15 protein-coding genes are annotated in these 19,925 nt (G+C 55.6%); 5 read left to right on the top strand and 10 right to left on the bottom strand.

Annotation, left to right across the window (positions count from 1 at the left end; all coding sequences use genetic code 11):
• The first annotated feature begins 3 nt into the window (after nucleotides 1-3).
• Nucleotides 4-1,116, top strand: a complete 1,113-nt coding sequence (locus tag AVO44_RS18495) for a Glu/Leu/Phe/Val family dehydrogenase (protein WP_068340377.1) — start codon at nucleotides 4-6, stop codon at nucleotides 1,114-1,116.
• Here the strand turns inward: AVO44_RS18495 and AVO44_RS18490 are convergent.
• The gene (locus AVO44_RS18490; protein ID WP_082677569.1) at nucleotides 1,113-3,773 is read right to left on the bottom strand and encodes a cation-translocating P-type ATPase; all 2,661 of its coding nucleotides are present in this window, start codon (nucleotides 3,771-3,773) and stop codon (nucleotides 1,113-1,115) included. The two genes, AVO44_RS18495 and AVO44_RS18490, sit on opposite strands and share 4 nt — an antisense overlap.
• A 462-nt stretch (nucleotides 3,774-4,235) precedes the next feature.
• On the opposite strand from AVO44_RS18490, the gene AVO44_RS18485 reads away from it, so the two are divergent.
• The gene (locus tag AVO44_RS18485) at nucleotides 4,236-5,429 is read left to right on the top strand and encodes a pyridoxal phosphate-dependent aminotransferase (RefSeq protein WP_068340375.1); all 1,194 of its coding nucleotides are present in this window, start codon (nucleotides 4,236-4,238) and stop codon (nucleotides 5,427-5,429) included.
• Between the two features lie 272 nt (nucleotides 5,430-5,701).
• Here AVO44_RS18485 and AVO44_RS18480 read toward each other — a convergent pair whose 3' ends face one another.
• A complete protein-coding gene (locus AVO44_RS18480) occupies nucleotides 5,702-6,172 on the bottom strand; it encodes a baeRF12 domain-containing protein (protein WP_068340372.1) in 471 nt (156 codons plus the stop codon).
• 211 nt (nucleotides 6,173-6,383) lie between these two features.
• On the opposite strand from AVO44_RS18480, the gene ppsA reads away from it, so the two are divergent.
• Entirely contained in the window at nucleotides 6,384-8,762 is a 2,379-nt protein-coding gene (gene ppsA, locus AVO44_RS18475) for a phosphoenolpyruvate synthase (protein ID WP_068340369.1), read from the top strand.
• Nucleotide 8,763: 1 nt separating this feature from the next.
• Here the strand turns inward: ppsA and AVO44_RS18470 are convergent, their stop codons facing one another.
• Both AVO44_RS18470 and AVO44_RS18465 read right to left on the bottom strand, forming a co-directional pair.
• The gene (locus AVO44_RS18470) at nucleotides 8,764-9,711 is read right to left on the bottom strand and encodes a 1-phosphofructokinase family hexose kinase (RefSeq protein WP_157770039.1); all 948 of its coding nucleotides are present in this window, start codon (nucleotides 9,709-9,711) and stop codon (nucleotides 8,764-8,766) included.
• A gap of 88 nt (nucleotides 9,712-9,799) precedes the next feature.
• Complete coding sequence (locus AVO44_RS18465; protein ID WP_068340364.1) at nucleotides 9,800-10,171, bottom strand: hypothetical protein; 372 nt, start codon at nucleotides 10,169-10,171, stop codon at nucleotides 9,800-9,802.
• 171 nt (nucleotides 10,172-10,342) lie between these two features.
• On the opposite strand from AVO44_RS18465, the gene AVO44_RS18460 reads away from it, so the two are divergent.
• A complete protein-coding gene (locus AVO44_RS18460; RefSeq protein WP_068340359.1) occupies nucleotides 10,343-10,567 on the top strand; it encodes a hypothetical protein in 225 nt (74 codons plus the stop codon).
• Nucleotides 10,568-10,574: 7 nt separating this feature from the next.
• On the opposite strand, the gene AVO44_RS18455 is transcribed toward AVO44_RS18460, so the two are convergent.
• Both AVO44_RS18455 and AVO44_RS18450 read right to left on the bottom strand, forming a co-directional pair.
• Nucleotides 10,575-11,789, bottom strand: coding sequence for an acyl-CoA dehydrogenase family protein (locus tag AVO44_RS18455; protein WP_068340357.1), 1,215 nt, complete (start codon nucleotides 11,787-11,789; stop codon nucleotides 10,575-10,577).
• Between the two features lie 184 nt (nucleotides 11,790-11,973).
• Nucleotides 11,974-13,002 (bottom strand): AraC family transcriptional regulator, encoded by a 1,029-nt coding sequence (locus AVO44_RS18450; RefSeq protein WP_068340355.1) that lies wholly within the window; start codon nucleotides 13,000-13,002, stop codon nucleotides 11,974-11,976.
• Between the two features lie 256 nt (nucleotides 13,003-13,258).
• Here AVO44_RS18450 and AVO44_RS18440 point away from each other — a divergent pair, with 256 nt between their 5' ends.
• Nucleotides 13,259-14,551, top strand: coding sequence for a hypothetical protein (locus AVO44_RS18440; RefSeq protein ID WP_169794880.1), 1,293 nt, complete (start codon nucleotides 13,259-13,261; stop codon nucleotides 14,549-14,551).
• A 160-nt stretch (nucleotides 14,552-14,711) separates the two neighbouring features.
• Here the strand turns inward: AVO44_RS18440 and AVO44_RS18435 are convergent, their stop codons facing one another.
• From AVO44_RS18435 to acsA, 4 genes are read right to left on the bottom strand one after another with little or no spacing between them, the layout of a single operon-like run.
• A complete protein-coding gene (locus AVO44_RS18435; RefSeq protein WP_068340346.1) occupies nucleotides 14,712-14,957 on the bottom strand; it encodes an acyl carrier protein in 246 nt (81 codons plus the stop codon).
• The gene (locus tag AVO44_RS18430; RefSeq protein WP_068340343.1) at nucleotides 14,954-16,120 is read right to left on the bottom strand and encodes a dihydrolipoamide acetyltransferase family protein; all 1,167 of its coding nucleotides are present in this window, start codon (nucleotides 16,118-16,120) and stop codon (nucleotides 14,954-14,956) included. Before AVO44_RS18430 ends, AVO44_RS18435 begins: the two co-directional genes overlap by 4 nt.
• Complete coding sequence (gene pdhA / locus AVO44_RS20810) at nucleotides 16,120-18,117, bottom strand: pyruvate dehydrogenase (acetyl-transferring) E1 component subunit alpha (RefSeq protein WP_082677560.1); 1,998 nt, start codon at nucleotides 18,115-18,117, stop codon at nucleotides 16,120-16,122. The genes AVO44_RS18430 and pdhA overlap by 1 nt, the downstream gene beginning before the upstream one ends.
• Nucleotides 18,114-19,841 carry an acetate--CoA ligase gene (gene acsA, locus AVO44_RS18420; RefSeq protein ID WP_099045684.1) on the bottom strand — a complete coding sequence of 576 codons (1,728 nt, stop codon included), beginning with the start codon at nucleotides 19,839-19,841 and terminating at the stop codon, nucleotides 18,114-18,116. Before acsA ends, pdhA begins: the two co-directional genes overlap by 4 nt.
• Nucleotides 19,842-19,925: the final 84 nt, after the last annotated feature.

Genomic DNA, 19,925 nt, shown 5'->3' with positions numbered 1-19,925 from the left:
GCAATGAGCAATATCTTCGCATTGTGCGACGAGCTAGGTCCAGAAAAGGTCATTCACCTGCATAATTCCAGAGCTGGCTTGCAGTCAATCGTGGTTGTTGACAACACTGCTGCCGGACCCTCGATCGGCGGGGTTCGGATGGCGCCTGACGTAACACTAGCGGAATGCGCGGGACTGGCCCGAGCGATGACGCTGAAGAACGCCGCCGCTGGTTTGCCGCATGGCGGTGGAAAGGCGGTGATTTCTGCGGACCCAGCCATGTCGACTGCCGCAAAACAAGGGCTGATGCGCGCCTTTGCCAAAGCGATCAAACAGATTGAGGATTATATCCCTGGCCCTGACATGGGCACCAACGAAACCTGCATGGGTTGGGTCACCGACGAAATTGACCGCGCTGTCGGACTGCCGCGGGTACTGGGCGGCATCCCTTTGGATGAAATCGGTGCCACAGGTTTCGGCCTGGCTGCTGCCGCCGAAGTGGCTGTGGACTATTGCGACATGGGCCTTGAAGGGGCGCGGGTGTCGATCCAGGGTTTCGGCGCGGTCGGCCAAAACGCGGCGCGCTTCCTCGCCGACAAAGGTGCAATACTGGTCGCTGTCTCTGACAGTCTCGGCAGCCTCATGGACCCGGACGGTTTGCCGCTGGCCGAATTGATAGCCTTGAAAAGCGCAGGAAAAAGCGTGACTGCGCTGACCGGCGGCAAAGCAATGCCAGATCCGACCTCGGTTATCGGAGTCGAATGTGATATTTTGGTTCCGGCCGCGCGCCCCGGTGCCATACATGTCGGCAACGTCAACAGCATAAGAGCCAAGCTCATCCTTGAAGGCGCGAACATCCCGGCAAGTCCGGAGATAGAAGCGCAGCTTCATTCACGGCGAGTGCTCGTAGTACCGGACTTCATCGCCAATGCCGGCGGGGTGATTTGCGCCTCGACTGAATATCACGGCGGGTCCGAGGCGCAAGCCATGCAAACCATCGCCAGCAAGATCCGACACAACACGAGGGCGATACTTGAGGATATGCGCAACAGACGAGTTCCGCCACGACAAGCTGCCGTCGATCTTGCACAAACAAGGGTGAGTGATGCGATGGCAATGCGCCGCAGCTTCGTCTAAACGCTTCGGTTGCGGGTCAGCGCAAGCCAAAGCGAGCCGCCGACCAGCGGAAACACACTAGCACCTGCGGCTAAAACAAACTCTTCGGACGAGAGTGGGGAAAGTTGCAATACCGCTGCCACCGAAGGCAATTTATATGCAGCGACCAGCAGAGCCAGACACAAAAGCAGTGCTGCGAAGACCCAGGGATTTTTCGACACGGAATTGATCAGCAGTCCCTCTCCGCGTTCCCGCATATTGAAAACGTGCCAAAGTTGCCCCAGCGCCAGTGTTAGAAAGGCGACTGTCACTGCCTCATGCACCGGCAACATCAGATGGATCAGTGCCAGCCAATACGCACCCAGAGTGGCAACCGTAATCAGAAGGCCAAATACCGCGATATCGATCCATTGCGGACGGCCAACAATTGGTTCCTGCGGATCGCGCGGCGGCCGTTTCATGACGTTGCGGTCCCCCTCGCCCAGACCCAAGGCAAATGCGGGAAACACATCGGTGACGATATTGAGAAACAGGATTTGCAAAGGTACCAACGGCGCGGGAAGACCAGCGGCTATAGCCAGCCCTACTATCAGGATTTCACTGAAGTTGCAGGACATCAGATAGACGACAAAGCGGCGAATATTGCCAAAGATCACACGCCCCTGCCACATCGCTGCGACAATCGAGGTGAATGCGTCGTCCTTCAGCACCACATCCGCTGCATCGCGTGCCACCTGGGTTCCACGTTGACCCATGGCGATTCCGATATCGGATTTCTTAAGCGCCGGAGCATCGTTCACTCCATCACCAGTCATAGCGACCACATGGCCCTGATCCTGATAATATTCGACAAGCCGCAGCTTGGTTTCAGGTGCCACCCTTGCGAAAACATTGGTCTCAGCCAGTTGCCTTCCCAACTCGCTGTCGATGCGGCCGGATTTCAGGTCTTGCAGCGAGGCCTCGGACATTGCGACGATGCCTCCACCCACACCCAGCCCGGCTTGGGCTGCGATCTCAGTTGCAGTGGCTATATGGTCGCCAGTCATCATGACAACTCGCACTCCGGCGCTCAGGCACTCTGCGATCGCTTCCGGCACATCCGAGCGCAGAGGGTCCAGCAGTTTAACAAGGCCAACAAGCGTCAAGCGCTCAAGCAGCGGCTCCTCTGTGCTGTCGGTATATTTGTACGCAAGGCCGATGAGGCGATAGCCCGACCCAGCCGCCGCCTCAATCCGGTCCAGCCATTGCTGCCGCTGGGCCTCGGTCAAAGGCTGAGGACCGGTTGCGCCCAGCACCTCGATCGCGCTTTCAAGCACTGATTCTGGTGCCCCCTTGACCGCGACGAAATAGCGACCTTCAGCGCTGTGCTGCGTCGCCATCATTTTAAAGGCCGGGTCGTATGGATGCTTGCCGACCTCGGGCCGGTCGTCGGGGTCAAGATCCGGGCGCACATCCAACAAGGTAGCGATTTCCAACAGCGCCAGTTCCAGTGGATCTCCGATACCCTTCTCGCCGCTATGGCTGAGTTCCGCAGTGTTGCAGAGTGCACCGATCTCCAGCGCCATCCGCAAGTCCATCGCATCGGCTGCGTTTTGTACCAAGCACTCGCTGGTGAGATCGCGATCTTCCAGGACAAAGCCCGCTACGGTCATCCGGTTTTCGGTCAAGGTACCGGTCTTGTCTGTCAGGATCAGTGTAGTCGCGCCTAAGGTCTCGACCGCAGAAAGCCGTTCTATCAATGTGTTGCGCCGGGCCATTCGCAGCATGCCGCGCGCCAGCGCCAGAGTGGCGACAACAGGCAGACCCTCAGGCACTGCAGCAACAGCCAGCGCGATCGCGGTCTCAGCCATTTCGACTATCCCGAGGCCGCGCATGAATCCAATTATGCCAATCAGCCCCGATAGTGCGATGGTAATCAGAACCAGCGCCTGACCCAGCTTGTCCAGACGTTTCTCCAGCGGGTTGGCCGCTGCTTCTGCGGTTTGTGCAAGGGTGGCGATACGGCCAATTTCCGTCTCAGCACCGACAAGGGCGACAACCCCTATGCCAGCTCCACGGGTCACCGCCGTGCCTTTAAAGGCGATATTTGTGCGATCTGCCACCAAAGTATCGGCGGCAAGTCGCTGCGACGTTTTGGTAACGGGCGCTGACTCTCCAGTTAAGGCGCTTTCATCGCATTGCAAACTCTCGACCTGGATCAGCCGCAAGTCGGCTGGCACCACGTCTCCAGCTTCGAGGATCACTACGTCGCCCGGGGTAATCTCGGCTACCGGCAGCAAAACCGAACTTCCGTCCCGACGCACCCGGGTGGTGACTGCGGTCAGGCGAAACAGCGCCTCCATCGACCGCAACGCATTCCAGCTTGTGAAAAAGCCGATTGCGGTGTTGATAGCCAATACGCAGAAAATCGCGATCGCTTCAGGGTAATCGGACACCATCAGAGACAGCACCGCGGCAGCAGTCAGAAGCCAGACAATCACACTGCGGAACTGATCAAGTAGCAACGTCAGGGCCGAAGTACGTTTCGCTCGTTCCAGTTGGTTTAAGCCATAGACCTTCTGGCGGCGCGCTGCCTCTTCCGCACTCAGCCCGAGCTGCACATCCACGTCCAGCAACGCCAACGCGCTCGCACTGTCTTGGGCGTGAACCTGTCCCCGTGTCCGCGGGTCTACATGCATCAGCGGCTCCTTGCTGAAAGCGGCCGTTTGGCTAGCTGGGTTCGGGCCCGATCCGGCCTGAGGAGGATGCAACGCAATTTCGCTGCACACATAAAAAGACCGGCATCTTCAGGTTCCCACTGCTGGCACTTCCACGCAACCCGAAAAGAGCGCCCACCTCTGGAGCTGGTAAAATGGTTGCGCCAGAGATCACCTGACGTCATGCTTCTCTCAAATCAGTGCCACGTAATTAGGCCTTCGGCACCCATTGGCGGGCGCTGCAGACGGGTATGTTTTTCAATGCTGATCCGGCAGGCATGCCATAGTCTTTGGCGTGTGCTGAGCGGGCGTTCCGGCGTTCAACAGCGGCTCACAAACGAAGTCGAACCAGGCTCGGCCATGCCATTGAACCCGAAGACTGACGCTTGAGTGCAATGGGGCAATCAAGACAGATATCTTTTCTATGATCTACGGTAGAAGTTCATGAATACACAAAACAAACAGGTTGAACTGATCTCAAGCAGATCGCGCCGCCTCGCGATGTCGGCGATCAAGGAAATGTCCATCCTGAGCGCCAAGGTCTCTGGGGCAGCATCGCTTGCTTGGGGATTGCCCTCGTTTCGCACACCTTCCTACATTCGCGAGAGCGTAGCGCGGGAACTGGAACGGGATGCCACGATCGGCATGTACAGTTTGCCTGCCGGTTTACCGGAACTGCGCACCGCCGTTGCGCAAGAGCACGAGCGTCGAACTGGCATACGCGTCGATCCAGATCGAAATGTGACGATCACCTCTGGCAATATGGAGGCGTTGAATAGCATTCTACATGTTCTTGTCGAAGCCGGAGACGAAGTGATTGTGACAGACCCGGGTTTTGTATCTCACATAAGCCAGATTGAGTTTTGCGGCGGGACGCCTGTGTTCTGGTCTATGGATGAGGATAAAGGCTGGGAACTGGACGTCGATGCGCTTGAAACACTGATTGGCCCCCGAACCAAAGCCATAGTACTGGTATCCCCTTCTAATCCGACAGGTCGTATCTTTAGTAAAGACACTTTGCGCCGCACTGCAAAGATTGCCGCCCAGCACGGTGTATTGATTATTCTCGACGATCCTTACAGCCTGTTCACTTACGAAAACAAACCGATTTTCTTCAACCTTGCCTCGGCGCCAGAACATGTAGACAACCTGGTGTATCTCTTCACTTTTTCCAAAGCCTACGCGATGAGCGGGTGGAGAGTAGGTTACATGATCGCTCCCGAAGTAATTTGCGATGAAGTCGCCAAGGTGCATGACCTTACGATGATTTGTACACCACGGATTTCTCAGGTTGGCGCGTTGGCGGCCTTGTCATCAGAGCCAACCCACCTGCATGACTTTGAGACGCGGCTAAATCGTCGTCGGGAACTGATCTGTGCTAGGCTGGATGCAGTGTCCCACATATTCGAATACGCGCGTCCTGAAGGGGCGTACTACGTCTTCCCTCGTCTTCGCGGGTCGCAAGTGGAAGACGTAAGGTTTGCACATGAGCTGCTGCGTGACGCGAAGGTCACCGTGACGCCAGGCAGTGCCTTTGGTCCTTCGGGTTCAGGTCATGTTAGGATGGCGTATTGTGTATCTGAGGATGTTATCAACCTCGCCTTTGACCGTATCGAGAAACATTATGGCCATTCTTGAATAACCTGATCGAGTTGTTTTCAAATTGATCGCAGATGTTCCGGTTTATGGCTCTGCCATGTCGGAACGGTCAATTTAGACTGCCTTACAGGCGTTTGAGCGTAAACTAAGCATAAGGGTCATTATGCTCTATTTAGCTGGATCGTACCCTATTGCTACAACCCGGAATACCAACCCCCAAGTCCGTTGCAGACCGATATGATCTGACACGATAATCAAAAAAACCCGTCTCTTGCAGAGATTGCCAACAGACGAGCAGTTAAAGCGCATTGTCACAGGCTATTCAGTAAGACCTTCTGAATTTCTGACACTGGCATTTCCGCAAGTTCTTTAGCCACTTCATCGCGGATGAGTTGCTGTAGACTGTGATCCATCTTCTGTCGCAGAATCCCAAGAAATGACGGAGGTGCAGCAATTATCAGCCCTCCCATCGGCTTTTTCTGGTGTCGCTCACCCAAAGCCGAAACGACGTCTACTGCGAATGCCTCTGCATGCTTTGCTTCGGCGTCGGTTGCTTCCATAGCACTGCGGGAGCTACCGGAGGCTGCTGCAGCACCACCATCGAACCTTCGGCCAGGACGGGCGGAGTTGCCGGCCTCATCTTCGTCTTGGGGTCGCTCAATGCTTTCTTCGATATGGAATTCCGGATGCGCGACCGCCCCAATATTTCTGAGAAGCAGTGCTTTCTTTGAATCGCAAACCAGAACAACGACGTCTTCGGGTACTCGGACAATCCTGGACAAGGCAAACCTCCATCATCGTGGGCCTTCCGACCGCATCAGACGAGGTATTGTTTAAACCATCTGCAAGACGTTGCATTGATCCACGTCAGGTCAGGTTTGTACACAAGGCCACCTTCCCGGTATCCGATTGCATTTCTCGGACGCTGACATGGATCAAAAAACGTTTGGACTGAGATGTTACAGTTGCTTTCGTTTCGAGAAGGAGGAGGTCATGCCCAACCGGGAACGGTACGTTATCGGCTTTGAAGACGTGACGCACACTGACACCGATATCGTCGGGGGAAAGAATGCCTCATTAGGGGAAATGGTTCGCAGCTTGGGCCAGAAGGGTATACAAGTACCGCCCGGCTTTGCAACGACGGCAGACGCGTTCCGGGATTTCATAGAACGCAATGAACTGGAGGTCCAAATCGCAAGCGACCTGCAACGACTTGCCACCGGTAAAATCTCGCTGAGCGACGCAGGAAAATCCATTCGGGACGCGATAAGAAATGGCGACTGGCCGGACGAAATTGCACAGGAAATCCGCTCGCACTATCGGCGTCTCAGCAATTTGCTGGGGCAGAAGAACGTCGCAGTTGCCGTGCGTTCCAGCGCCACTGCAGAAGACTTGCCCGACGCAAGCTTTGCAGGTCAGCAGGAAACGTTCCTCAACGTTTGCGGAGAGCACGCTTTGCTTGAAGCCTGTCGCAATTGTTACGCTTCGCTGTATACGGACCGCGCAATCTCTTACAGGCAGGCCAAAGGTTTCGAGCATCAGAAAGTGGCCCTGTCTGTTGGTGTCCAACTCATGGTCAACGCCGGACAAGGCGGATCGGGGGTGATGTTTTCCATCGATACCGAGACGGGTTTCCCAAATGCTGTGCTGATTAATGCGGCGTGGGGTCTTGGCGAAACCGTCGTTCAGGGCGCGGTTGACCCGGATGAATACCAGGTTTTCAAGCCGTTTCTGACCGATCCGGCGCTTTGCCCAATTCTTGAAAAAAAATGCGGGCGAAAGGAAATCAAGATGATTCTCGACGCCAGCGGGGATGCGCGGACAGTAAACACTTCCGCGGCAGAACGGGAACAATACGTTCTCAGCGACAGCGAAATTCTGACGCTAGCCCGCCAGGCCTGCATTATCGAAGAACATTACGGCCAGCCGATGGACATGGAGTGGGCCCGCGACGGCGATACCGGCGAGTTGTACATTGTGCAGGCCAGACCGGAGACAGTCCAATCCCGCCGCGAATTGCCTGCACTTCGCACCTATGAGGTCCAAGCTCCCGGCAAGACACTGACGACCGGGCTGAGCGTTGGCGATGCCGCTGTAAGCGGGCGGATCAATATCATCCAGAGCGCCAGTGACATCGCGAACTTTGTCGATGGTTCCATACTGGTGACATCCACAACGGATCCGGACTGGGTGCCGATTATGAAACGCGCGGCAGCGATCGTCACCGATCATGGGGGCAGGACATCACATGCCGCGATTATCAGCCGCGAGCTTGGACTACCCGCCGTGGTCGGATGCGGCAACGCAACCCACGTATTGCACGATGCACAGGAAGTGACTGTTTCATGTGCAGGCGGAGAGACCGGCACAATCACAGAAGGGCTGTCGAAGATCACCGTGACCGAGGAACCCTTGGACAATCTTCCGGACACGCGGACCGATGTGATGATGAACTTGGCAAACCCGTCTGCTGCATTCAGGTGGTGGCGCTTGCCCGTGCGGGGTGTTGGACTTGCGCGCATGGAGTTCGTGATAAACTCAATCGTCCATGTACACCCGATGGCGCTTGTCCATCCGGAACGGGTGGCGGACAGCGACGCGCTGGACGAGATTGAACGGCTTACACACGCATATGACAGCAAGGAGGAATTTTTTATCGAACGGCTCTCACGCGGATTGTCTCGTATCGCCGCCTTCTGCCATCCGAAACCGGTCATAGTGCGCATGAGCGATTTCAAGACGAATGAATACGCAGATTTGTTGGGCGGGCGTTCCTTCGAGCCCAGCGAGGCAAATCCAATGATCGGCTTTCGGGGCGCATCGCGGTACTACTCTGATCACTACAGGGATGGGTTTGCGCTAGAATGCCGGGCAATCGACCGTCTGCGGCGCAAGATCGGGTTTCAAAACGTGATTGTCATGATCCCCTTCTGCCGAACTCCGGCCGAAGCCGACCGGGTTCTTGAGGTCATGGCTGAAAACGGACTGAAACGCGGCATTGACGGTCTGGAAATCTACGTAATGTGCGAAATCCCCTCAAACGTTGTGCGCGCTGCAGAATTCGCAGAGCGCTTCGATGGGTTTTCGATCGGGTCGAACGATCTGACGCAGCTTACCCTGGGCATCGACAGAGACTCCGAAGACTTGTCCGAGCTCTTCCGTGAAGATGACCCTGCGGTCCTCTGGATGATCGAAACCGTTATTCGCAAAGCACATGATGCAGGTGTGAAGGTAGGCTTTTGCGGGCAGGCGCCCAGCAATGACCCGGCCTACGCGCGTCTTTTGGTAAAGTTGGGAATCGACAGTATCTCAGTGACACCGGATAGTTTCACAAAGGTACTCCGCAATGTCGCAAATGCCGAGAATAGTTGAGTCAAAGGACTTCGAATTCGCACATTTGAAGAAGCGCTAGAACATCTTTTTCCCTGCAAAGACCCGTACCCTCTGTCGCCATTGTTGCAGAAGAGGCAGAAACCCCCCACCGCAACGCATCTTGCAAACCCTCTCCTCGTTGCAATGACAGGGTGAACCCCCCGATGAAGGCGTCGCCCGCCCCGATTTTACTGACAACCGGAACCTTTGGGGTCCGGCATAAGTATCGCGCCGCTGATGTCACCAGCAGCGATCCCTCGGCACCAAGGCCCATCACAATCGTTTCCGCAACGCCCCGCGAAATCATACTGGTCAGAAAACTGATACTCTCCTGCAATTCTGCAAGCGGCCGCCCCGCAGCGCGTTCAGCCTCTCCATGGTCGAACCGCAGAACATGCAGAGGAGCAACAGGTTCGGATATCAACCGATGCAGTGCGCCCTTGGAGGTATCCACGACAAGCCTGTCCGTAATTCCTTCAAGGGCGGTCCGGATTTTCTCGGGAAAACGATCGCTGAGACCGGGCGCGACGCCACCGCTCAAAACTACCAACCCATTGCGCGGGGCTTGCGAAACGATTCCCTCTATAAGAAGCTCGCCGATCTCTTTCGTCAGCGTGTCTCCGGGAAGGCTGAACCGGTATTGATCACCGCTGCTCTCGTCCGTCACGGCAAAACTCAGTCGGGTTTCGCCGCCGACGTCCACGGCATGAACGGGAACACTCTCGGCTTCAAGCATCGCGCACAGCTTCTGACCGCTCGCGCCGCCTGTCGCAACAAGCGCCTTTGCCCGTCCGCCGAGCATGCAGATGGCTCTGGCAACATTGACGCCACCACCCCCCGGATCGACTCTGGGTGTTTTACAGTACAACTTCGGACCCGGAACAACAGCCTCAATAGAGGTCGCATAGTCCACTGCCGGGTTGAGAGTTATGGTAAGAATTTCATCCAAATGCACACACGAAATAACGCGATATCAGCCCGTTTTTAACCCGCGCACTCATCTCCTTGCTCAAGCCCGGCCGACGCACGAAGGCGGTTCAATCTGGCTGTAGTGACATTGCGAGCCGCATGGTCGCGGCAAGTATGGCTTGGGACAAGACGGGGGAACTACCTATACCGATCACCGCATCATTATCCCTGGCATCGCTTTCGCGCAACGAACACCTCCAATGTCCATCTTTTTCGTTGGCTCGGCCGTGGATATTCACAGACCAGTTGGGAAATGCCACATCCGCAATATGCAATGCCTGCTCTGCGCCAGAGACGTCCTGCGCGGAAAGGTCTGCAAGACTTTCTCGATCCGAAAATAAGAAGGTCAAACCGTGGGCAACGCCATCAAGGTCACCTACAGACAAATCTGATCTGGTCTCAAGCTCTTTGATCAGGATCGTAAGCTCCGGATCTTTCATATGTGTCGCTCCTTTTCTTGGGCTGTCGTTTCAAATACCTGTTAAGAAGTTCCCTCTCACAAGAAACTCAGCGGCAAAGTTTGGTTCCTTTTAGCAGGACGCGGCTAGCAGCTCTTTGATCAAACGCAAATGATACGGATCATTGGCCGATGTCTCAGAGGAGATTGTTAGATGAATAGCTTCCGGCTACCGGAACAGCGCACCATTGATCTGAGCGGCAAGACGGGGCTTGTCACCGGCTCCGGCCGTGGAGTTGGTGAGGCAATCAACTGGGTACTGGCCGAATGTGGCGCACGGGTCATCGGGGTCGGTACAACCATCGAGACCGACGACTTTAGCCTTGAAACCAAGATCGAAGCGCAGGACGGAACCTTCCGCGGCCGATTTGATAGATAAGGTTAGCTCAGGCCATCTCGTGTGCAGTCCGGGGTTCAGTTGTTGCATCTTCTTCACCAAAACCTTTTGGAACAGGCAGATCGGGTAAAGTCGCTGCACGCTTTTGCAAAGCCCGCCCAATGACAACGCGGCTGATCTCCGTTGTCCCGTCAACAATCCGAAGCATCTGCGCAAGGCGGGACAATCGGTCCAGACCATATGATTGCAACAATCCCATACCGCCCAGCACTTGGGTGCAAGTGTTCGCAGCTTTGACCGCAGCGTCAGGGACAAAGCGCTTCGCATGCGCTGCCATCAGCGGCCCTTCGGGAGTTCCAAGCACCTCTGCCGCTTTGCGATACAACAGTCGAGATGCTTCAAGCTCTGTCGCGACTTCGCCCAGCATCCACTGAATGCCATCCAACTCCAGATTCTTGCCGCCAAACATCTTGCGGTTCTTCGAATAGGACAGCGCGGTGTCCAGCGCGGATTGCATCAATCCGCAGCAACCAGAGGCGATGGACACACGTGCTATATCAATGGCCATGAGCGAACCTTGCAGGCCCTGACCTACTGGCAGGATGATATTGTCTTCACTGACAACTACCTGGTTCAGATACATTTCGGACATAGGTAGAAAATTATAAGAGGGTGTATCGTACAGTGGCCCAAAGCTGATCCCCGGTGCATCGGCGGGAATAGCGATCATTGCCATATCCTGGTGTCCGGGTGTGTCACTGGTTTTAACCACGGTGAAATAGATATCCGCCTCAGTCGCCAGGCTGACCCAGGCCTTGGACCCGTTGATGGTCCATGTGCCATCTCCATTTATTTTAGCGCGAGTGTACATCTTCATCGGATCAGAACCCGACTGTGGTTCGGTCAGTGCGAAGTTCGCCAGTTTGCGACCAGAAGTCAGGTCACGTGCCCATTTTTCCTTGAACGCCTCCGTGCCATAACCACACCCAGCAAACGTACAGATGTTGTGCATCGACAAGGCAAAGGCATAGGCACCGTCGCCGAGTCCGAGTTGTTCATAAACCTGAATGCCATCAGATAGTGGCAAGCCTTGGCCGCCAAACTCTTCTGGTGCGTAGAGACCGGTCAGGCCTACTGCACCGGCCTTGTTTGACGCATCGCGGGGCCATCTTTTTGTGGCGTTCCATGTATCAACATTGGGCAAAATGACCTGCTCTGCATGATCGCGGGCAGCATGCAGTATTGTGGCGAGTTTATCTGTCATCTGAGAATCCTTTCACGGCAGCGCATTCTCGAATAACGCCATTCCAAGCTTAGCAACGATGGCGAACAAGATTGGACTGAGTACTGAATGCGGTTTAGAACGACTGTATTAACGGCGGATTAGCGAAACTGCCCTCCGAGCTCTATCTCTTTGGGTGACAATGCATTGTCCGAAAGTGACAAAACTAAGGATATTTCGAATGATGTCGTCGGTAAGTGCTAGGCGTGCTGCCGGTCCAGCGCTGGAAGGCGCGGTGAAAATTCGCAGCGGAGGAAAAACCGACATCAAGCGCGATTGCTTCGACGCTCTTGCGTCCGGCATGTAGATCACGAATAGCAATGTCGCGCCTCAGCGCATCCTTGATGGCCTGAAAAGAAGTCCCATCTGCCTCCAGCCTCCTTATCAGCGTACGCGGCGTCATGTGCATCGCTCGCGCTGCTTCGGTCAAATTAGCCGTTTCCCATGGTGTCTGGGTCAAATAGGTTCGCACGCGCAACGATTGCGTGTGTTCACGGGAGCTTGTGAAAATCCAATCTCGTGGTGCGTTTTGAAGAAACTCATCAAGATCAGAAGGGCTGCGCGGCTTCACTGGAGAGAGCCGCGCCTCATCGAACGAGATTGAAGTCTCCGCCATGCCAAACTGCACAGGCGCAGGAAAGATAGTTGCGTAGTCTTGATTGAATTCCGGTCGTTCAAACACGAAACCAACACCTTTGACCGGCACCTCGTGACCTGCCAGCCATGACATGAGACCGTGCGCGAGTTTGAGGATCAACATGTGCCCGAATCGTTGAACCGGGACATCGCCTTGCGGCTTCAGGGTCAGCTTCAAGGTGCCTGCTGAATCATCCAGTTCAAACTGATAATCATCCAACAGTAAATTCCAGAATGTCGAAAACCGATAGAGCGCAGAGGGAATAGACGTGGCTTCTCGTACGCACGTCAATAGGTGTTGCAAGGCCCTGGGACGGATGGGTCGGGTCCAGAGTCCCATCATTTCATCGCCGGTTTCCACGGCAGCAAGTTGATAAAGACAGACGATTTGATCCAGCGTCACCCGAGCATGAGGTTGAGCTTGATCCGCAACCAAACCGGATCTGCTGATAAGCGACGACATGTGCGCTTCCGAACAAAGAGCCTCCAGCGCACTTAACCAGTCATCGATAAACTGGCGTGAAACAGTAGAAAGGATCGTCGGTGAGGTATTGGTCATGCTGTTCTAGTGGGTAGCACTGAATTGATCTGCAAAAAAGAAGCTGAATGATGCTTTCCGGTACCGACATCCAAGGGCGCTCGATTTCATCGAATGCGCTGCGTTTCATTCGGCGATCTGTCCTTCCACAACCATATCAATTTGCGGATCTTGGCCAAGAAAGCCCCCTGCCCGGAACAAAAAGGTTCTGTTGACAAGACCCTAACGCCAACGGTCAAACACCCTGCCAAATCTCAGGTGCTGAACCCAACATACAATGTTTGCAAACAGCGCTTGCGCCAGATCATTGACGCCCGTTGGCCTCGCGTGCTTTTTATCTGCCGCCGCCAAGGAGCATACGGTGCAGGGTAGATTGTCAAATGTGATTAGGCCGTATTTTTGCAGGTTTCTGGTGTTGCTTTGGGTCGTTCTTCTAGGGGCGCCCACAGCAGCGCAAGAGGTGACGGTTTATGTTTTCTGGCAGGAGGGTTGCCCGTACTGCAGCAAGGCAATTACCGCGATCACTGAGATGGCCGAGACGGACCCGGAACTGGTAGTGGAACGCATCGAGCTCGGGGCGTCCACCGAAGACAATACACTTTTTCAGACGGTAATAGATACACTTAGAGTCGAGCGCCCAGCAGTACCATTGGTCGTCGTCGGCTCAAGGTATCAGCTGGGCTATGCTGCTGGGCGCAGCGAAAATGGCTATCTAAGAATGATTGAAGCCTGTCGGTCTGAGCGCTGTCCAGACATTGTCGCAAAACTGCGGTTAGGCGAAAAGACCAGCGGTAAGGTCCAAATGGATGCGACGCCAGAGAATGATGCAGAAACCGTCGCTCTTCCCTTTATTGGTGAGACAAGTCTTTCCAATCTGTCACTTCCTGTTCTGACTTTGGTGCTGGCAGCCATCGATGGCTTCAATCCATGTGCGATGTGGGTGTTGGCACTTCTGATTGGAATGTTGTTGGGCGTCGAAGACAGCCGACGCATGTGGACACTGGGCCTCGTGTTCTTGGTGGCGACTGCGCTAATGTATTTTGCTGTGCTCTCGGCCTGGCTGAACGTCGTGCTTTGGATTGGTGCAGTGGCTTGGTTGCGGCTGGCCATCGGTGTGCTGGCTTTAGCGGCAGGCCTGTATTACCTGCGCGAGTATTGGACGAACCCAGAGGGGATCTGCAAGGTAACCAGTCTCGACCGAAAGCGGTCGGTGACCGCATCCTTTCGTCGGGTTGTACAGGAGCCCAGCCTTCTTATAGCGTCGCTTTCCATCGGTTTACTGGCGGTCAGCGTGAATTTGATTGAGCTGGTTTGCTCGGCGGGCGTACCAGCTGTGTACACCCAGGTTTTGGCCATGCACGAACTCCCGTCACTAGCCCATTACGGATATCTGCTCGTTTATATTTCGGTCTTCCTGCTGGACGACATACTCATCTTCGTGATCGCGATGGTAACACTGCGATCGGTTGCGGCAACAGGGCGTTTTTCACGAATCTCGCACCTAATCGGTGGCGTCGTACTACTTGTTCTGGGTGCCGTTATGGTGCTCAGGCCAGACTTGCTCGGCTAGCTTAAGGGCGCCAAGCCAGATTGAACGGCACTGGGTTTGCCGGAGGCTGATTTCAGTCACACACGCGGCAGTATCCCCAGTTTCCGGAGCAGCTTAGTAATTGGCCTCTGCCTCCGCCAGCGGAATGCCCCGTATAGGCTCATGCAGTCCGCCTATTACGCTAGGCCTGCATCTCCTGCAGATATGACACGGCCAAACGCGTGGTCGCAATTTTGGGGTAATCCGGTTCGGGGATACTGACACCAAAAGCTTTGTGGAGCGCAGCCACGAGGTTCAGAATATCCATCGAGTCCAGCCCAAGATCATCCTGCAGGCGCTCATCTTCGCCAATATCCTGAGCATCGAGATCAGGTGCGATTTTCACTAACTCATTAATGAAAACAGCGCGGATGTCTTCTTCGGTCATAGGCTATCTGGGTCCTTAATCCGGGTCTCAAATTCGGTGATAAACCGCGCCGCCAGACGGCCATCGCTCACTCTATGGTCAACTGACAGTGTCAAAGTGACCACGCGGCGGGGCACGATGTCGCCATCCACTACCCATGGCCGGATTTGCGGCGCGCCAATACACAGGAGTGCTACCTGCGGAGGGAAGATGATACCAGCCATCGCTTCGGCGCCCGTCTCGCCCAAGCTTGAAATTGTTATCGTTCCTTCTGTCATCTCGGAATTGCGCAACCGCCCGGAACGCGCGCGGCTGACCAGGTCTCGCATTCCGTCCATCGTTTCGCTGAGGTTCAGGCGGTTTGCGTCCATCAGAGCAGGTGCAACAAGGCCACCTCCGCGCAAGGCAACGGCAATGGCCGCGTTAACGCTTTCAGAAGGCTGGAACGCACCATTCACATAGTGACCGTTCAGTTCCTGCACCTTTTCTGCCGCCAGAACAGCACAGCGCACAAACAGCGCACCACTGAGAAGCCGCTCTGCTGGCGAAACCGCTTTGTTGTGTTCCGCTAGCCAGTCCATCGCGGGTTGAACGTCGATCATGTGCGACAAATAGAAATGCGGAATCGTTTGTTTGGATCGAGCCATTGAGGCACCAATCGCCTTGCGCATTTCCGCCATTGGCGAGGGCTTGGAGGATGTCGCGGACCCACGTGCCGATACCGCCTCGACATCGGCCAGAACGATGCCGCCACCCGGAAAAGACCCGCTCAGATCTTTCAGGTCAACATTCAACTCTCGCGCGCGCAAGCGCGCCGCCGGGGACGCCCGCACCTCTTCGAAGGGCAAAGGGGCAGCTGGCGTTTGTTGCAACTTTGGCTTGACGATGGAGGGGGCTGCTGGTGTTGTATCCGAACGAAGCTCAGCCGTATCGTCGGGCGGGGCCTCTCCGGGAGCAAGCAGTATGGCGAGAGGTGCCCCCACCGGGAGTTCTTCGCCGGTCTCCGCCATCAGCGCATGGACGGTCCCTTCTTCGTAGCACTCAATCTCAATTGCGCCCTTTTGGGTTTCGATGACGGCGACGACGTCACCCCGACTGACCCTGTCGCCCGGCGAGACAAGCCACTCGACGAGTGTTCCAGCCTCCATATCCGAGCCAAGCGATGGGAGCGTAAAAATGGCCATCAGCTTCGCCCTAAAACGGCTTTTGCGGCTGCAACGATTTTGTCGACCTGCGGTATTGCGGCATCTTCAAGATGTTTGGGATAGGGGATCGGCACCTCTTCCGAACATACACGACCAACCGGTGCATCCAGCGTCCAGAAGACCTGTTCCATAATGCGCGCAGAAACCTCTGCCGCAAGAGACCCACTTCGCCACCCTTCGTCGACGATTACAGCGCGGCGCGTTTTGCCCACTGAAGCCATGATTGTTTCGTCATCCAAGGGTCGAAGAGACCGCAAATCTACCACTTCGGCCAATATCCCCGTTGCAGCGAGTGCATCCGCTGCATCAAGGGTTTTGTAAAGCGACCCACCATAGGTGATCAGGCTGAGATCGGCGCCTTCGCGCCTGATGGCGGCCTTAGTGATGTCAACCGGACCTGCATTGGCATCAATCGATCCCGCCCGGTTATAGAGCATCACGTTTTCGAAAATCAGCACCGGATCCGGGTCTTCCAGAGCCGTCCACAACATGCCGCGCGCATCTTCCAACGTTGCCGGAGCCAATACCTTCAATCCGGGAATGTGAGCGTACCACCCTTCAAGACTGTGCGAATGCTGTGCTGCAAGCTGCTTTCCCGCACCGGTGGCCATACGGATCACCAACGGCACGCCGAAGTGCCCTCCGGACATATGACGGATCGTGGCCGCCGTGTTCATGATCTGGTCAAGCGCAAGGAGCGAGAAATTTACCGTCATCAACTCGACAATTGGACGCATACCAGCGGCGGCAGCCCCGATACCCGCACCGGTAAATCCGCTTTCGGACAAGGGCGTGTCACGAATGCGGGCTTCACCGAATTCTTCCATCAGTCCTTTTGATACGGCGTAGCAGCCTCCATATGCGCCAACGTCTTCGCCCATAAGGAAAACACGGTCATCCCGGATCAGTGCGTCGCGCAAGGCGTCCCGAACGGCGTCACGATAGGTTGTTTCGAGGGTCTCGCCCGATGGGGTCAGTCCCTCTGGCGGTTCTGCCTGACGGCCCAGCGTATTGACGTAAAGACGCTCCACCGGTTCCCAGGTGCCGGCTTCTGCGAAGGCCACGGCGTCGGCAATCTCTGCGTCAATCGCGGCCTCAATATCCGCGACCTCTTCTTCATGAACCAGCCCATTTTCTAAAAGCCAGCCTCGGAACTGAACGATGGGGCCGCAGTCGCGCCATTTCTCAACCTCGGCTTTGTCACGATACAACTGGGCGTCAAACATGGAATGCGCACGAAACCGGTACGTTCTGCATTCAAGAAAAGCCGGTTTTCCAGTCGTCCGAATGTTGTGAATGGCCTTTCTCGCCGCAGCTTCGACGGCAACGACGTCCATACCGTCGACGCGATGCGCTTCGACCTTATACGCAGAGGCTTTGGCGGCGATATCGGTCTCGGACTCTGTGCGTGTCAAGGCACTGCCCATGGCGTAGCCATTGTTTTCGCATACGAAAAGCACCGGGAGGTTCCAAAGTGCCGCAAGATTCATTGCCTCGTGAAACTCACCTTCTGCGACAGCCCCCTCGCCAAAAAAACAAGCCGTGACAGTGTCCTGATCGCGCATCCGGTCAGCCAAGGCGAGGCCTGCGGCAAGGGGCAAGCCACCGCCCACGATTGCATTGCCACCGTAGAAATGAGTTCCGGCGTCGAACAGATGCATGGAACCGCCACGCCCTCCGGAACAACCTTCGGCCTTACCATACATTTCGGCCATCACGGTTGTCATCGGCACGCCCCGTATCAGGGCATGCCCATGTTCGCGATACGTGGCAACAATGCGGTCGCGCGCTTCCAGAACTGGGATAACACCTGCGGCAATCGCTTCTTCACCGTCATATAGATGAAGAAATCCGCGGATCTTTTCCTGCGTGTAGAGTTCTGCGCACTTGTCTTCGAACTTCCGTACGCGGATCATGTCGCGAAGGAGCGACAATACATGGGCCCGGTCGAGTCGTGGCTTATCGATTGTCGTCATGTCTCATCCGTCTCCAGCGTGGAAATGTCACCCTCAGGCAGACCCAGTTCGCGCGCTTTCAATAGCCTGCGCATGATCTTGCCGGATCTTGTCTTGGGCAGCGTGTTGCGAAAGATTACTTCCCGCGGAGCGACCGCAGGGCCCAGCCTCTTTCGTGTATGGCCACGGATGTCGCGCTCCAAATCTTCGTCGGGTGTAAATCCCGGGTTGAGTGTGACATAGGCCTTGACGATTTCACCAGCGGTTTCATCGGGCAGTCCGATCACACCTGCCTCCGCTACCGCTTCGTGTTCGAGCAAGGCGCTTTCGACTTCAAACGGACCAACAAGGTGCCCCGATGTCTTGATCAGATCGTCCGCTCGACCAACAAACCAGAAGTATCCATCCTGGTCTCGGGTCGTGAGGTCGCCGGACAGGTACCAACCATCCTTGAAACACTTGTCATAGCGGGCTTGCTCATGGAGATAAGCGCGCATCATGGAAGGCCAGCCAGGTTTTAGGGCCAATTCGCCAATTTCTCCGTCAGCAAGTTCGCGCAGACGGTCACCTTCATGTTCCATGATGCCTGCTTGGATGCCCGGCATCGGCTTGCCCATGGACCCAGGTTTTACTTGTGCTCCAGGGCAGTTGGCGATCATGATGCCGCCTGTCTCACTTTGCCACCAGTTGTCGTGAAACGGCTGTCCGAAGACTTCTTCGCTCCACGTAACGGCTTCGGGGTTTAGCGGTTCCCCCACGCTTGCGAGAAATCTCAACGATGAAAGATCATAGGGCTTAGCGGCTTCCGCACCGGCGCGCATCATCAGGCGGATTGCTGTTGGCGCAGAATACCAGACCTCAACCTGTTCATTCTCAACAATGCCGTACCAGCGGTCGAGATCAAATTCAGCCTCGTCTACGATTATGGTCACGCGGTTCACCAGCGGGGCGATGATCCCGTAGGATGTACCTGTGACCCAACCCGGATCTGCAGTGCACCAGAAAATCGTTCCGGGCGTCAGATCCAGAGCCACTTTGCCTGAAAAGCCGTGGTACAAGACTGCATTGTGGACATGGACAACCCCTTTGGGTTTCCCTGTCGTGCCAGACGTAAAGTGCACGAGTGCGGGATCTTCCGGCCCCGTTCTGGCGGTCGTAAACTTCGATGACGACCCCGCCATCTGTTGATCAAGTGAAAGGCAGTCGTCGGGGGCAACGTCACCTGTGATCAAAACAAGCTTCAGCGTCGGAATTTCTGAGCGCCATTTCGCGATCTTGCGCCGGTACAACTGCAGGGTCGTGATCAAAACCTTGGCATTGCCGATTTCCATCCGCGTACGAATGGGTTCCGGTCCGAACGCAGAAAAAAGCGGAGTAAAAACGAGCCCGGCTTTGAGTGTGCCCAAAGCGGCAATATAGACATCCGGACCTCGGCCAAGGAGGCTGAAGACCGCATCCCCCGGCTCTAGCCCATGCGAGACAAGAATATTAGCGAATTTGGCCGACGCCTCCGACAGATCGCTGTAAGTAAATACCTGTCGAGACCCATTCTTGCCGAGAAATCGCAGCGCCTGATCTGCGCCGTGGCCATTTTCTACGTGACGGTCAACGGCTTCATGCGCGATGTTTATGACGCCCCCCGGGGCACCGATCATGCCGCGTGTATCGGCCCATGGATCAGCGTCAGACTGCAAGGCCCGAGATGGGCTCGGCGCCATTCGAATAGACTCATCCGATTTGGACATAGTTCCTCTCCCCTATACAAGGATCAGTCAGAACCGCTCTGGTTTGCATGACCTACATCAAGGACCGGACTATATTTGTTAGAA

The sequence above is a fragment of the Ruegeria profundi genome (assembly GCF_001507545.1).
GTDB classification, from domain to species: domain Bacteria; phylum Pseudomonadota; class Alphaproteobacteria; order Rhodobacterales; family Rhodobacteraceae; genus Ruegeria; species Ruegeria profundi.
Note: the sequence above shows the minus strand (reverse complement) of the source record. Positions and strands in the feature narration are given on the sequence as shown.

What these genes read in the sequence shown, in the direction of transcription:
- AVO44_RS18495 (WP_068340377.1), top strand. Translation starts at nt 4, where the DNA reads ATGAGCAATATCTTCGCATTGTGCGACGAGCTAGGTCCAGAAAAGGTC.
- AVO44_RS18490 (WP_082677569.1), bottom strand. Translation starts at nt 3,773, where the DNA reads ATGCATGTAGACCCGCGGACACGGGGACAGGTTCACGCCCAAGACAGT.
- AVO44_RS18485 (WP_068340375.1), top strand. Translation starts at nt 4,236, where the DNA reads ATGAATACACAAAACAAACAGGTTGAACTGATCTCAAGCAGATCGCGC.
- ppsA (WP_068340369.1), top strand. Translation starts at nt 6,384, where the DNA reads ATGCCCAACCGGGAACGGTACGTTATCGGCTTTGAAGACGTGACGCAC.
- AVO44_RS18465 (WP_068340364.1), bottom strand. Translation starts at nt 10,171, where the DNA reads ATGAAAGATCCGGAGCTTACGATCCTGATCAAAGAGCTTGAGACCAGA.
- AVO44_RS18460 (WP_068340359.1), top strand. Translation starts at nt 10,343, where the DNA reads ATGAATAGCTTCCGGCTACCGGAACAGCGCACCATTGATCTGAGCGGC.
- AVO44_RS18455 (WP_068340357.1), bottom strand. Translation starts at nt 11,789, where the DNA reads ATGACAGATAAACTCGCCACAATACTGCATGCTGCCCGCGATCATGCA.
- AVO44_RS18450 (WP_068340355.1), bottom strand. Translation starts at nt 13,002, where the DNA reads ATGACCAATACCTCACCGACGATCCTTTCTACTGTTTCACGCCAGTTT.
- AVO44_RS18440 (WP_169794880.1), top strand. Translation starts at nt 13,259, where the DNA reads ATGTTTGCAAACAGCGCTTGCGCCAGATCATTGACGCCCGTTGGCCTC.
- AVO44_RS18435 (WP_068340346.1), bottom strand. Translation starts at nt 14,957, where the DNA reads ATGACCGAAGAAGACATCCGCGCTGTTTTCATTAATGAGTTAGTGAAA.
- AVO44_RS18430 (WP_068340343.1), bottom strand. Translation starts at nt 16,120, where the DNA reads ATGGCCATTTTTACGCTCCCATCGCTTGGCTCGGATATGGAGGCTGGA.
- pdhA (WP_082677560.1), bottom strand. Translation starts at nt 18,117, where the DNA reads ATGACGACAATCGATAAGCCACGACTCGACCGGGCCCATGTATTGTCG.
- acsA (WP_099045684.1), bottom strand. Translation starts at nt 19,841, where the DNA reads ATGTCCAAATCGGATGAGTCTATTCGAATGGCGCCGAGCCCATCTCGG.